The 13,484-nt window shown below is 62.9% G+C and carries 14 protein-coding genes; 8 read left to right on the plus strand and 6 right to left on the minus strand.

Annotated features, from left to right (window positions below; genetic code table 11):
- Positions 1-32: 32 nt before the first annotated feature.
- From IVB18_RS17465 to leuC, 6 genes are all read right to left on the minus strand, one after another.
- Positions 33-896, minus strand: coding sequence for an ABC transporter substrate-binding protein (locus IVB18_RS17465; RefSeq protein ID WP_247990266.1), 864 nt, complete (start codon positions 894-896; stop codon positions 33-35).
- Positions 897-930: 34 nt separating this feature from the next.
- The gene (locus tag IVB18_RS17470; RefSeq protein WP_247990267.1) at positions 931-1,842 is read right to left on the minus strand and encodes an allantoinase PuuE; all 912 of its coding nucleotides are present in this window, start codon (positions 1,840-1,842) and stop codon (positions 931-933) included.
- Positions 1,843-1,853: 11 nt separating this feature from the next.
- Positions 1,854-2,363, minus strand: a complete 510-nt coding sequence (locus IVB18_RS17475; RefSeq protein WP_247990268.1) for an ureidoglycolate lyase — start codon at positions 2,361-2,363, stop codon at positions 1,854-1,856.
- A 199-nt stretch (positions 2,364-2,562) separates the two neighbouring features.
- Positions 2,563-3,339 carry a GntR family transcriptional regulator gene (locus tag IVB18_RS17480; protein ID WP_247990269.1) on the minus strand — a complete coding sequence of 259 codons (777 nt, stop codon included), beginning with the start codon at positions 3,337-3,339 and terminating at the stop codon, positions 2,563-2,565.
- 199 nt (positions 3,340-3,538) lie between these two features.
- Positions 3,539-4,192 (minus strand): 3-isopropylmalate dehydratase small subunit, encoded by a 654-nt coding sequence (gene leuD / locus IVB18_RS17485; RefSeq protein ID WP_247990270.1) that lies wholly within the window; start codon positions 4,190-4,192, stop codon positions 3,539-3,541.
- A gap of 7 nt (positions 4,193-4,199) precedes the next feature.
- Positions 4,200-5,606 (minus strand): 3-isopropylmalate dehydratase large subunit, encoded by a 1,407-nt coding sequence (gene leuC / locus IVB18_RS17490; protein ID WP_247990271.1) that lies wholly within the window; start codon positions 5,604-5,606, stop codon positions 4,200-4,202.
- Positions 5,607-5,725: 119 nt separating this feature from the next.
- Between leuC and IVB18_RS17495 the strand changes: the two genes are divergently transcribed.
- The 8 genes from IVB18_RS17495 (at position 5,726) to IVB18_RS17530 (ending at position 13,484) form a co-directional block, all read left to right on the plus strand.
- A complete protein-coding gene (locus IVB18_RS17495) occupies positions 5,726-6,523 on the plus strand; it encodes a GntR family transcriptional regulator (protein WP_247990272.1) in 798 nt (265 codons plus the stop codon).
- A 41-nt stretch (positions 6,524-6,564) separates the two neighbouring features.
- Positions 6,565-7,791, plus strand: a complete 1,227-nt coding sequence (locus IVB18_RS17500) for an ABC transporter substrate-binding protein (protein WP_247990273.1) — start codon at positions 6,565-6,567, stop codon at positions 7,789-7,791.
- Between the two features lie 99 nt (positions 7,792-7,890).
- A complete protein-coding gene (locus tag IVB18_RS17505; RefSeq protein ID WP_247990274.1) occupies positions 7,891-8,760 on the plus strand; it encodes a branched-chain amino acid ABC transporter permease in 870 nt (289 codons plus the stop codon).
- Positions 8,757-9,728, plus strand: coding sequence for a branched-chain amino acid ABC transporter permease (locus IVB18_RS17510; protein WP_256476951.1), 972 nt, complete (start codon positions 8,757-8,759; stop codon positions 9,726-9,728). The genes IVB18_RS17505 and IVB18_RS17510 overlap by 4 nt, the downstream gene beginning before the upstream one ends.
- On the plus strand, positions 9,725-10,483 hold the full coding sequence (locus IVB18_RS17515; RefSeq protein ID WP_247990276.1) for an ABC transporter ATP-binding protein: 759 nt from the start codon (positions 9,725-9,727) through the stop codon (positions 10,481-10,483). The genes IVB18_RS17510 and IVB18_RS17515 overlap by 4 nt, the downstream gene beginning before the upstream one ends.
- Positions 10,484-10,487: 4 nt before the next feature.
- On the plus strand, positions 10,488-11,189 hold the full coding sequence (locus IVB18_RS17520) for an ABC transporter ATP-binding protein (protein WP_247991663.1): 702 nt from the start codon (positions 10,488-10,490) through the stop codon (positions 11,187-11,189).
- Between the two features lie 2 nt (positions 11,190-11,191).
- Complete coding sequence (locus IVB18_RS17525) at positions 11,192-12,571, plus strand: MmgE/PrpD family protein (RefSeq protein ID WP_247990277.1); 1,380 nt, start codon at positions 11,192-11,194, stop codon at positions 12,569-12,571.
- Positions 12,572-12,584: 13 nt separating this feature from the next.
- A complete protein-coding gene (locus tag IVB18_RS17530) occupies positions 12,585-13,484 on the plus strand; it encodes an isocitrate lyase/PEP mutase family protein (RefSeq protein ID WP_247990278.1) in 900 nt (299 codons plus the stop codon).

Genomic DNA, 13,484 nt, shown 5'->3' on the forward strand with positions numbered 1-13,484 from the left:
GTGTTCACACCTATCTCGTCAGAGCAAGCGTGCTACCTGCACGCCGGAACGTGCGAGGTGGGCTCGAAACCCTTGAAGCCGGGAGGGCCATAGCCGAAATACACAGTGTCGATGGCCGAGCCGGCATCGGGCGCTACGCCATACCATTTCTCGTGCAGCTTGCGCAGGCGGCCGTCCAACTTCATGCATTCGATGATCGCCTCGACCTTGTTGCGATACTCGGTGTCTTCCAGGCGGAACGCATAGGCGAAGTTGCGGCCGTTGAAGTCCTTGAAACCGACCTTGATCGCCTTGTTCTGGCTAGCGGCATAGACGGTCGTCGGGATCTCATTTAGCGCTGTGAAGGCGCGGCGCGTGAGCACGGCCTGCACCGTATCGGGGAATACATCGTAGCGCTGCACTTCGAAGCCGTATTTCTCGGCGTTGGCAGTGGCCCAGGTATCCGAGATGGTCCCGCGGTTGACGGCAACGGCCTTGCCCTTGAGATCCTCGAAGCCCTTCATCTCTTCGGCGGCGCGGACGATGAAGCCGTTGCCGGTGGAGAATAGCGGCTCAGTATAGAGCATGCGCTCGGAGCGTTCGGCAGTGAGGTTGAGCGGGTTGACGAGGAATTCGGCGCGCTTAGCGAACAATGCCGCGAACAGGCCGGAGAAATTGATGTCGACGATCTCGACCTTCGGGCGGCCGAGAGCTTTACCGATCTCGTTGATCAGATCCGCACCGAAACCCTCGGGGCCGTTAGGGCCGCGCACCATCCACGGCGCGACGCCGAAGTCGGACGCGACCACCATCGGCTTGTCGGACGGATGATCGGCTTCCTGGGCGCTGGCGCCGCCGGCGAATGCCGCAGTCGACAGCATCAGCGCGAACAGCCAATGCGTGGGTTTCAGTCTCATGGGGACGTCCTTTCGGGGGCGGATGTGATGTAGATCAGGGCATGGGGGGATGAGTGGCCTGCCAGTGACGGGCGATGTCACCGCGCCGGCAGACCCAAGCGTTGTCGTGCTTGGCGACGTGATCGAGGAAGCGCTGCAGGCCAGCGGCGCGGCCGGGATGGCCGATCAGGCGGGTGTGCAGTCCGACCGACATCATCTTCGGCGCGGTGGCGCCTTCCGCGTAGAGCATGTCGAAGGCGTCGCGCAGATAGACGAAGAAATCATCCGCCGTTGCCATCGCGCCGCGGCTGAACTTGGCGTCGTTGTTGGCAAGACCGTAAGGCACCACGAGATGCGGCTTGCCGAGCACACGTGTCCAGTACGGCAATTCGTCGTTATAGGCGTCGGAGTCGTAGAGGAAACCGCCTTCCTCGACCACGAGGCGCCGCGTGTTCACGCTCGGCCCATAGCGGCAATACCATCCGAGCGGACGCTCGCCGGTGGTGCGCTTGAGGCTCTCGACGGTGTTGCGAATGCGCTCGCGCTCGTCGGCCTCGGACAGCAACGGATGCCGCTCCCAGCGCCAGCCATGGGCGCAGACGTCGTAGCCATATTCGCGAATGGCGGCGCAGGCCTCGTCGTTGCGTTCCAGCGCCAGCGCGCAGCCCATGACGGTGGCGATCATGCCGCGCTCTGACAGAAGGCGCAGCACACGCCAGAAGCCTATGCGGCTGCCATATTCGAACATCGACTCGGCGGCGAGGTCGCGGCCCTCGAAGCCGCCGCCGCCACCTTCAGTCAGGGCCGCTTCGGTGACGCCGTCGCCATCGGCGAACGACGGCTCGGAGCCTTCTTCGTAGTTGATGCAGAAGTTGAGTGCGATTCTTGCTGCGCCCGGCCATTGCGGATGCGGTGGGGTGCGGCCGTAGCCGACGAAGTCGCGGGTGAGGTGATCATCATGCGGCATTGTTGCGATCCCTATGCGCTCTGCGGCATCACCGCGCAAACGTCGCCAGCGATATCGACGAACACGTCGTCGTCCCGCCGGCCGGTCATGCCCATGGCGACGGCGAATTCCATGGCCGCGCCGAGAACGGTCATGGGATGATGCCAGACATTGCGGGCGAAGGTGATGCTTTGATGCGCTCCGGCGATGAAGCACCGCAGGGTGGCCACGTCAGGCAGGCCATCCGTGCCGGAATCGCACACGATCGCCAGGTATTGGCTGCTGCCGAGCGGGATGAAGGTCTGGGCGGAGAACGGATGACGCTCCAGCGTCGTGATTGGCAGGGGCAGACTGCCGAGCCTGGCGGCGCTGCTGATCCAGATGGAAAAGGTGGCGGCGTCCGCGGTGCGATCGTCCGATGTCGGAAGATAGCGCCGGCGCACGTCGATCGGTCGCTCGGCTACGTCGCCGAAGGCGGCAAAGGCGGCCGGGGACAGCGATTCGGCCACGACGGTGTGGGAAGCAGTTTGGTTCGGCGTCATTCAGCCGGCACATCTAGTTGGTCGGCCTGCTGCGAAGCGGCTCAATACTCCAATGGTATACCAGTGAACCGCTCCTGCTGATTTCAGTCAAGCAGCGAAGCCCAGGAAGCTGCGTTAAATTTAGACGGAGTCCGACAGAATTGCGGGCAGCTGCAGAATTTTCGGACATGCAGCCCCAGGGATTCTGTCTGATCTCGACCTAGCCGTGAGGCTCGGGCAGGAAGATCCCGAATCGCTCGAGCAATCCCTGCCGCACATTGGTGAGATGCAGGATCATCGCCTGGCGGGCTGCGGCGGCATCACGATCGATGATGGCATCGATAATCGCAAGATGCTCGCGGGTGGCAGGTAGCAGCCGGCCAGGGTGGCGCTCCACATTGCACATCCGGATCTTCTGCCGGATTTCTCCAATCAGCTTCTCGAGCGATCGATTGCCACAATGCCGCGCGATCTGGTCATGAATTTCGTCGTCAAGCGTCCATTGAACCGTCCTGGACACCGTCGACGCAGCAATGATCTTCTCCAGCGTGGCCCTGATCGGTCCAAGGATATCCAGCGCGATGCGGGTCGCCGCAATGAACGTCGCTTCGCTCTCCAGCACCATGCGGAGATGGACCAATTCGAGCAATTCCGCCATCTCGATTGTGCGGACCACCACGGTGCCGTTGGACAATTGCTCGAGCCTGCCTTCACCCAGCAACCGGCTGATGCCAGCCCGCAGCGGTGTCCGCGAGACTTTGAGCCGGAGTGCAAGTCGGCGCTCTTCAATCACCTCGCCGGGCTGCAGCTGTCGCGACTCGATCAGGTTGCGCAGCTTCAGATAGGTTGCGTCTGTTATGCTGCCATTGGTCCGTGCCGGGCGTTTGCTGATTGATTTCTTTGCTTTGTTGATAGAAGGCACGGACGTTGCTTTCGACGATTGGATAGAAATGCCGCCATATCGGTAGACGTACGTTACGCTCTCGCCGCTGGCCAAGCCGAAGCTCTGGATTAGCCATCCATTCTCAATTGGTGTCCACCTTTATGCAAGACTTTGCGAATCTCCGCTGTCTTTGGATCTCCAGACGGCCGCTTCTGGCGCAAGGCGGCCGGCGGCCGCGTTCAGGTCGACGTAACCTCTGTGCCATCTTCCGGGCTCGCAGCGGTTTGAGCGCCACATCGCAGATGTGAGGCTTCTACCGGTTCTTACCGCGTCGCGAGGGGATTGGAGGGGGCGCACCGGCAGGCTTCATCCAGGGACGTCGAATTTCGTCCTGTTCGGCGAACCGTGCGATGGTCCCGGCTTCGCTCCGGGTCATGTCGATGTCGTCCCAACCGTTGAGCAACTGTTTCTTCCAAACCAGGTCGATGGAGAAGGTCACGACGAGATTGCCGACGGTGATGGTCTGCGCGACAAGGTCGATCGTCAAAGGCCGGCGCTCGACCAATTCGTCGGCGAGCAACAGCCGTGCGGAATCCTCCTCGCTGATTTGAGCCGGGAGAACGCCGTTCTTGACCGCGTTGGAGGCAAAGATATCGCCGAAGCTCGAAGCAATCACGACGCGGATTCCATAATCGGCAAGTGCGTACACCGCGGCCTCGCGGGACGATCCGCATCCGAAATTGCGGCCGGCGAGGATTACCTCGCATCCGGAAATGTTCGGATCGTTCAGCGGAAATTGCGGCTTCGGTGCGCCGTCGGTATCGAAGCGCAGGTCGTGCAGCAGAAAGTTGCCGTAGCCCACGGAGCGAGGGCGCCGCATGAAGCGCGCAGGGATCAATTGATCCGTATCGATATTATCGATCGCCAGCTTGCAGGCGAGGGCGGTGATGGTCGTAAACGGACGCATCTGAATTCTATTCCCGGGCGAGAAGACGGCTGTCGATGAGGTGACCGGCGACTGCGGCGGCGGCGACCATGGCCGGTGACATCAGGTGCGTCCGGCTTCCCAGCCCCTGGCGTCCCCTGAAATTTCGATTGGTGGTGGAGGCGCATCGTTCGCCGGGCGGGACCGTATCGCCATTCATTCCGACGCACATCGAACAGCCCGAGGCGACCCATTCCAGCCCGGCATCCCGAAATATCTGATCGAGGCCCTCTTGCTCCGCCTGATGCTTTACCGCCAGCGATCCGGGCGATACCAAGCCTGGCACGCGCGAGCGCCGGCCTGCGAGGATTGCAGCAGCAGCGCGCAGGTCTTCAATCCGGCTGTTGGTACAGGAGCCGATGAAAACCCGATCGATCCGGATCTCGCTCAGCGCCTGCCCTGGACGAAGATCCATGTAGCCGATCGCTTCGCGCGCAGCCTTTGCTTTGTTCTCATCGTCCATCCTCGTCGGGTCCGGTACCGACCCATCGATGGGGGCGGACTGTTCCGGACTGGTTCCCCATGTCACGACGGGCGCGATCTCGCTGGCGTCGAGGGCGACTTCCCGATCGAACGCCGCGTCAGCGTCGCTTGCCAGCAGGCGCCAATCTGCGATGGCGCGGTCGAGATCATCACCGCGCGGTGCAAACGGAAGGCCTCGCACATAGTCGAACGTTGTCGGGTCTGGCGCGATCAGACCGAGCCGTCCGCCCGCCTCGATGGAGAGGTTGCACAGCGTCATCCGGCCTTCCATCGACAGCGCAATGATGGCGCTGCCGGCGTATTCGATGGCGTAGCCCTGTGCGCCGTCTGCGCCGATCCTGGCGATGATCGTCAGGGCGATATCCTTGGCACCGGTTCCTGCGGGCAGTTGACCGTCCACGACGATGCGCATCCGCCGCGGCCGCCTTTGCCACAGCGTTTGTGTCATCAGGACATGTGCGACTTCCGAAGCGCCAATGCCGAAAGCGTAAGCGCCGAAAGCGCCATGGGTTGAGGTATGGCTGTCGCCGCAGACGATCGATAGTCCGGGTAATGTCAAGCCCTGCTCGGGTATCGCGACGTGAACGATGCCCTGGCGCTGGTCGAATTGACCGAATGACAAGATGCCGTGCTCACGGGCGTTGCGGGCCAGTTGTTCGATCATGCCCGCCGCCTCTGTGTTGGCGGCGCTAGATGCCGGCCGGGTCGGCACATAGTGGTCGGCGATCCCGAAGGTCAGGTCGGGCCGCGCAATCGTCGCGGCGCGATTCCTCAATTGATCGAAGGCGTGAAACGAGCCCTCATGCACGAGGTGCCGGTCGATGAACAGCAGGGTCTGGCCATCCTCACGCGTTGTGATGGCGTGGGCATCCCAGAGCTTGTCGATGATACTTGCGGGTTGCGTATCCGTCATGGGGCTTCCGAGTTCGCCGCTAATTCCCACCGATATTCTGTTTTCCGACCAGATCTGCCGCTAATTTCCAACTCTCCTGCGCGATCTATGGGCTTGTGGCTCTAGATACAAGCTGCTGCATGGCCGGTGTCGAGCCGTCGAAGACCCGACAAGTCTATCTGGTGCTGCGCGACCGGATCGCCGGTGGCCGGCTCGACGATCAGGGAACGTTGCCGCCCGAGCAGGCGCTGGCGGCCGAATATGGCGTGTCGCGCGTCACCGTCAGGCGCGCACTTGCCGAGCTGGAGCAGGAGGGATTGATCGCTCGCCGCCGCGGCGCGGGTACTTTCGTGCTCGGCGCCGCCGGAGCCAAGCCGATCGTGGCGGATTTTTCCGACGTGCTGGCCAATCTGGTGGCGATGGGCCGTGAAACCGCAGTTCGGTTGCTTGCCTTCGACTATCGCGAGCCGTCGGCAGCGATTGCGTCCACGCTCAAGCTCAGCGCCGGTGAGAAGACCCAGTTCTCGGTGCGGATCCGCCTGATCGATGGTCAGCCCTTCTCGCATTTGACGACGCATGTTCCCCAGCGCATCGGCGTCACCTACACCGAGGCCGATCTTGCCGCTCGACCGCTACTTTCCCTGCTCGAACGCTCAGGCGTGCAGATCGAGCGCGCGACGCAGGAAGTGACTGCGGTGCTGGCGACGCCCGACGTCGCTGCCGCGCTCGATGTCGAAGTCGGGTCGGCGCTATTAGCTACGACGAGGACGGTCTTTGCAGCCGACGGCAGCGGTGTCGAGCATCTCAGCGCGCTGTATCGGCCGGATCGATATTCGCTGCACATGGAAATGGTTCGCACCGAAGCCGCCGGGGTGCGCCGCTGGGCTACCGTGCTGGCGCCGGCGGCTGGCGATCAGATCACCAAGAAAGCCTCATGACCTCGGCCCGTACACCGGCCGCAATCGGATGGAGAGACAGTATGTCCAAGACAGGCAAGACCGGTTTGTCGCGCCGCCGCGTCCTCAAGGCTGGTGCGGCTGTGGTCGCCGGAACCGTGGCGATGCCGGCTTATCTGCGGGCGCAGGGCGCTGCGGTCAAGATCGGCATTTTGCAGCCGGTCACCGGTGCGCTGGCCTTCGATGGCGCGCAAGGCCAGATCGGTGCCGCGGCGGCAATCAAGGCGATCAACGATAAGGGCGGCATAAAGTCGCTGGGCGGCGCCAAGCTGGAAATGGTGTTCGGCGACGCGCGTTCGACACCCGAAGGCGGCACCGCGGAAGTCGAGCGCATGGCGGCAGAGGGCGTCGTAGCGATCGTCGGCGGCTTCGCCAGTCCGATCTGCCTTGCCGCAACACAGGCGGCCTCGCGCTATGATCTCGGCTACATCGTTGATGTCGGCGTCTCGGACCAGATCGTCTCGCGCGGTCTGACCAACACCTTTCGCTTCGCGCCCGGCTTCGGCATCGTCACCAAGAGTGCGCTCGACAACCTGGTGACCATCAACGATGCCGCCGGCAAGCCGGCCAAGACCGTGGTGCTGGTGCATGAGGACGGCCTGTTCGGTTCGGGCCTTGCCAAGCTTATGCAGGCCGAATTGCCCAAGCGCGGCTTCGAGATCCTCGATACTATCGCGCATCCGACGCCGGCACGCGACATGTCGAACGTGGCACTGCAGATCCGTTCCAAGAATCCGGATCTCATCATTCCGTCGAGCTATTACGGCGAGTTCGTCCTGCTGGCGCGCACCATGCAGCAGCAGAAGATCAAGCCGAAGGGGGTGTTCTGCGTGCTCAACGGTGCTGCCTCCAACTACCGCTTCGTCAAGGAATTTCCAGAAGCGGCACAGAACGTCATGGACTGCAATCATTGGTACGATCCGCGCAACGCGGTGGCGCAGGCTCTTAAGAAAGAGGTGGATGCGTCAGGTAAATTCTTCACCTACAACGTCGCCCTGAATTATTCGGGCGTCCTGCTGCTTGCCGATGCGATCGAGCGCGCCGCGTCCGCGGACCGCAAGGCGATCGTCGCGGCTCTCGCATCCTCGACCTTTGCCGGTCACATCATGCCCTATGGTCCAACGCAATTCATCGGCGGGCAGAACACAGGTGCTGCGCCCGTCAACACCCAGGTTCAGGACAACGACATCAAAGTCATCTTCCCGGCGAGCTTCGCCGACGCCAAGCCGGTGTTCCCGGTCCCGGCCTGATCATCTCCATCGCATTAAACGGCAAGCCCGGTCTGCCGGGTTTGGTCGCCAATTCCGGCGCTCTTGCAAACGGCCCACCGGGCCCAAGGCTCAAGATCTATGACGTCGCTCGATATACTGGCTGCAGCCGTGCTGAACGGCCTGATGTCCGGGGCGGTCTATGCGCTGATCGCGGTCGGGCTGACGCTGGTCTACGGTGTGCTGCACATCATCAACTTCGCTCATGGCGCCATCCTGAGCGCGGCGATGTTTGCAGCCTATCTGGCGTTCCAAGCCGGGGTCGACCCCTATGTCGCAATGGTTCCGCTGGCGCTGATCTTTTTCGGACTCGGCTATGGTTTGCAGCGCCTGGTGATCGGGCCTGCCAGCCACGGCGATGATCGAAACATCCTGCTCATCACGCTGGGATTGTCGATCGTGATCGAGAACCTGCTGCTCGCGGTCTTCAATTCCGATACCAGGACCGTCGATGTCGCTTATGGGTTTTCCACGCTCGATCTCGGCTTCACGTTCCTCGCCGTGCCGCGCGCGGTGGCCTTCGGCGTCTCGTGTTTGGTCGCCGTGCTGCTATGGATTCTCCTGGCGCAGACCGATACCGGGAAGGCGACCCGCGCGGTCGCCAAGGAGAAACTTGGCGCGTCGCTGGCCGGCATCGATGTCGCCCATATTTATGCGGTGACCTTCGGGCTCGGCGCGGCATGTCTTGCCATCGCGGCGTGTCTGCTGCTGCCGACCTACTATGTGCATCCGCGCGTTGGCAATGCCTATGTGCTCGTGGCCTTCACCATCGTGGTACTCGGCGGCATGGGATCTATCCCCGGCGCGATCGCAGGCGGATTGTTCGTCGGCGTCGTCGAGAGCCTTTCCGGCCTGATGTTTGGCGAAAGCCTCGGTCAGCTCGGAATTTTCGTCATCTTCATCCTGGTGCTGCTGGTCCGCCCGACCGGACTGTTCGGAGCGAAGGCATGAGCGTGGCCCGGGCCTATGGCTCAATCGCGATCACGACCCTGCTGCTGGCGTTGCTGCCAGTGATGGTCCAGTCCAATACGGTCATCAACGCGCTGGTCACGGCGATGATCATCGCGCTGGCGGCGCAGGGCTGGAATTTGCTGGCCGGTTACGGCGGGCAATTTTCCTTCGGCCATGCCGCGTTCTTCGGAGCCGGCGCCTACTGCAATGCGATCCTGCAAACCCGTTACGGTATCAATGCGTATGCGGCAATGCTGGCGGCGACGGCGATCGGGGCGGTCGTTGGCGCCGTCATCGGCTATTTGAGTTTCCGGTCGGGGCTGCGCGGTTCCTATTTTGCCCTGATCACGCTGGCCTTCGCCGAGGTGTTCCGGATTATCGCCAATGCCACGCCCGTCACGGGCGGCGCCGCGGGCACCTTGATCAAGTTGCAGGTCTCCGCCGCGAATTTTCAGTTTGCGAGCCGGGCGATCTATTTCTGGATCATCCTCGCAATGGTAACCGCCGTCATGTTCCTGGTGCGCGGCATTGAGCGGAGTCGCTTCGGCGCCTACCTCGTCGCGGTGCGCGAAAACGAAGATGCCGCCGCGGCGCTCGGCGTTGATACGCTCGATGTTAAACTCAGGGCGATTACGTTGTCCGCAGCGATGACCGCATTGGCGGGCGCATTTTACGTCCAGTATTTCCTGTTCGTCGATTCGTCGATCGCCTTCGGCACCTGGATTTCCGTCGAAGCGCTGTTGGGGCCGATCATCGGTGGATTGGGCACCGTGTTCGGCCCGTTGCTCGGCGCCCTTGCGCTGCATTTCCTTGGCGAATTAGCCAAAGCCGTGGCGGGCCGGGTTCCCGGCATCGATCTGGCGCTGTTCGGTATCCTGCTGGTGCTGATCATCGCCTTTGCGCGCGATGGATTGCAGGGTCTTCTGACTAGGCTGTCTCAGCTTTGGCGCGCGCGGAGGCCGGCATGACGGCTCCCCTTCTTAGCGTCAGCAATGCCAGCAAACGGTTCGGCGGTCTCCTGGCCGTCGACAACGCCAGCCTGATCGTGAAGGCTGGAGGGATTACCGGTCTGATCGGGCCGAACGGCGCCGGCAAGACGACGCTCTTCAGTCTGATTTCCGGATTTGAGCCGCCGACATCCGGCTCGATCGTTTTTGACGAGGCGGAGATATCCGGCCTGCCTCCGCATCGCAGGGCGTCGCTCGGTATCGCCAGGACGTTCCAGATCGTCCAGCCCTTCACCGGCCTTAGCGTCCGCGAGAACATCGCTGTCGGCGCCTATCTGCACTGCCGTCGTCGCGATGAGGCGATGGACCGTGCCGCTGCGATTGCCGAACGTGTCGGCCTGGCAAGCCGGCTGGATGCGCCGGCGGCCGGGCTTACGGTTTCCGCGCGCAAGCGTCTGGAATTGGCCCGCGCGCTTGCGACCAGGCCGCGCCTGTTGCTGCTCGACGAGGTTCTGGCCGGACTGAACCCGTCTGAAGTGCGCGATATCATTCCCGTCATCAGGACGTTCGTCGCCGACGGCATCACCATCCTCATGGTCGAGCATGTCATGCAGGCGGTGATGAGCCTGTGCGATCACGTCTATGTTCTGGCCGAAGGCCGGATGATTGCCGAGGGCACCCCAGCCGAAGTGACGCGCGAACCGAAGGTCATCGAGGCCTATCTCGGGCCGGGCGCCGCGGCGCGGATCGCGTCAGAGGCGACGAGCCATGGCTGAAGCTCTGCTCGAAGTGAAAGACCTGGTGGCCGGCTACGACGGCACCTCCGTGCTGTGCGGCATCAGCCTCAAGGTCGAGGCCGGATCGATCGTCGCCGTGCTGGGCGCCAACGGCGTCGGAAAGACCACCTTGAACAAGGTCCTGTCGGGCATCGTCCGTCCGCAACGAGGCGAGGTGATCTTCGACGGGCAGCGCATCGATCGAAAGAGCCCGGCGGATATCGTTGCGGCAGGCCTCGTGCACGTGCCTGAGGGCCGCAAGCTGTTTCCCGATCTCAGCGTGCGCGAGAACCTGGAGCTTGGCTCCTACCGGCGCGGCAAAGCCGAGCGGGCCCGGACCATGGAGCAGGTGCTGACCGTGTTTCCTCGCCTGAAGGAACGGTTCGCGCAGCGCGCCGGCACGCTCTCCGGCGGCGAGCAGCAGATGGTTGCGATCGGCCGGGGCATGATGGGGCAACCAAAGCTTCTCATTCTGGACGAGCCCTCGCTCGGGTTGGCGCCGCGTCTGGTCGAGGAGATGTTCACGCTGATCGGTCGCCTGAATGAAGTCGGACTGACGATCCTTCTCGTTGAGCAGAACGTCATGCAGTCGCTGGAACTCGCCGATGCCGCCCACGTGATGGAGCACGGCTGCCTGGTGCTTTCCGGGACCGGAGCCGAACTGGCCGGAAACAGCGAATTGGCCAAGACCTATTTGGGAATGTGATGATGTTGCAGAATGCTTCCTTCCAAACCGCGCGGCCACAATGGCTGGACCGATGGGCCGACTTCGCTGTGGCGGTGACGGCGGAGCAGCTTCCCGGGGATGTCGTGGCGCGTACCAAGCAGGTGCTGTTTGATTGCATCGGGGCGATTGCCGCCGGTGCGCAGGAACCGGAGATGCAACGGCTGACGGCACGTCTCTGCCGTGCGTGTGCCGACGATGCTGCTCCGGTGATTGGCGCCGGCCGTCGAACCTCGGCCGGTCTCGCGGCCTTCCTGAACGGAACGGCCGGCACCATGCTGGAAATCGACGAAGGCAATCAGTTCGCGCGCGGTCATCCCGGGATTCATGTCGTGCCGGCCGTCCTGGCGGCTGCCGAAGAGCTTGGCAGCACCGGTTCGGACGTGTTGTTGGCCATCGCACTCGGCTACGAAATCGGTTCGCGCGTCGGCATCGCATCGAAGCTGCGCGTCACGATGCACCCGCATGGCACCTGGGGCACGGTGGGGGCGGCGGTGGCCGTGGCCAAACTGCGCAACGCGACCCGGGAGCAGATGGCCGAAGTGATCAACGTCTCATCGACGCTCGGGCTGGCGACAAGCCGCCGGACCATGCTGGAAGGCGGCACCGTGCGTAACAGCTTCGCCGGCTTCTCGAACGAAATCGGCCTGCGCGCCTGGGAGATGGTGGATGCCGGATTTGTCGGCGAAGCGGACGGCATCGGCACGATCTATGGCACCGTCATCGCCGATCAGTTCCAGCCTGAGGAAATGATCGCCGATCTCGGCTTGCGCTGGGAGATTGCGCGCAACTATTTCAAGCGTCACGCCGCGTGCCGTTACAACCACGGCGCGCTCGATGCGTTGCAAAGTCTTGTTGCCGAGGCCGGCGGCGATCTGAAGCCGGATAATATCGCTCGAATCGAGGTCGATACCTACATTTGGGCGGCGCAGCTCGATGGTCAGCAACCTCGCAACATGCTGGCCGCCAAGTTCTCGCTGCCGTTTTCGCTGGCGACGACCATTGTCAATGGTGCGGCCTCGATTGCCGCCTTTCGCGATGACGCGCGGCGCGATGCCGTGACGCTTGCCCTGGCGGGGCGAGTTGTGGTCCGCGAGGACAAGGCGCTCACCGCGATGCTGCCGGGCCTTCGACCGGCGCGGGTGAAGATCACGCTGGTTGATGGTCGCATTCTCACTGCCGAAGCGTTCACCAACAAGGGCGATACCGAAGATCCGTACAGCGCGGAGGAAGTCCGGGACAAGTTCCGCGAGGTCGCGGGATCGGTCTGGAGCAACGCGCATTGTTCATCGATTCTCGAAGCGGTCGAAAATCTGGACCGATCGCCCGATCTTGTCGCTCTATGCCGTCTGCTCGCAGCTTGATCGGGAGGGCATGATGTCTGATCAAACGTCTCTCAAGACCATGCTGCACGGGCCGGACATCGTGCTGGCTTCCGGTGTTTACGATGCCTTGACCGCTTCGCTGGCAACCGATGCGGGGTTTCGTGCGCTTTATCTGTCCGGCGCCAGTATTGCCTACACGCGGCTGGGGCGCCCCGATATCGGGCTCGTGACCATGTCGGAGGTGGCCGAGACGCTGAGTTTGATCCGCGATCGTGTCGCCACGCCTTTGATCGTCGATGCGGATACCGGCTATGGCAATGCCCTCAACGTCCAGCGCACCGTGCGTCTGTTCGAGCGCGCCGGCGCGACCGCGATCCAGCTCGAGGATCAGACCTTTCCAAAGCGCTGCGGTCACCTGCAGGACAAGAGTCTCATTCCGACGACGGAGATGGTCGGCAAGATCAGGGCGGCGACCGACGCGCGCCTCAGCAACGAAACCCTGGTGATCGCGCGAACCGACGCGGTGGCGGTCGAAGGCTTTGAGCAGGCCGTCGAACGCGCCGGGCGGTATGCGGAAGCCGGCGCGGACGTGCTGTTCGTTGAAGCGCCGCGCAACGAGGCGCAGCTTCGGGCCATCTCACAGAGACTTGGCGACCGGCTGCCCTTGATGGCGAACATGGTCGAAGGCGGCCAGACACCCATCCTCGGCAAGGACAAGCTGCTGGCGCTGGGCTTTTCGCTGGTGATCTTTCCAGGCGGCATCGTTCGTGCGGTCGCCAAGGCGGCCAAAGCGTTTTACGAGACGCTGGCGCGCGATGGCACCACCGAAGCCTTTCGCAGTGACATGTTCGATTTCGACGCACTGAACGCGATCATCGGCACGCCGCAGATGCTGGAACTCGGGCAGAGCTACGAATTCCCGGCGAACGGACCCGGCGACAAAACCAGATGA

Source organism: Bradyrhizobium sp. 186 (genome assembly GCF_023101685.1).
Classification (GTDB): Bacteria; Pseudomonadota; Alphaproteobacteria; order Rhizobiales; family Xanthobacteraceae; genus Bradyrhizobium.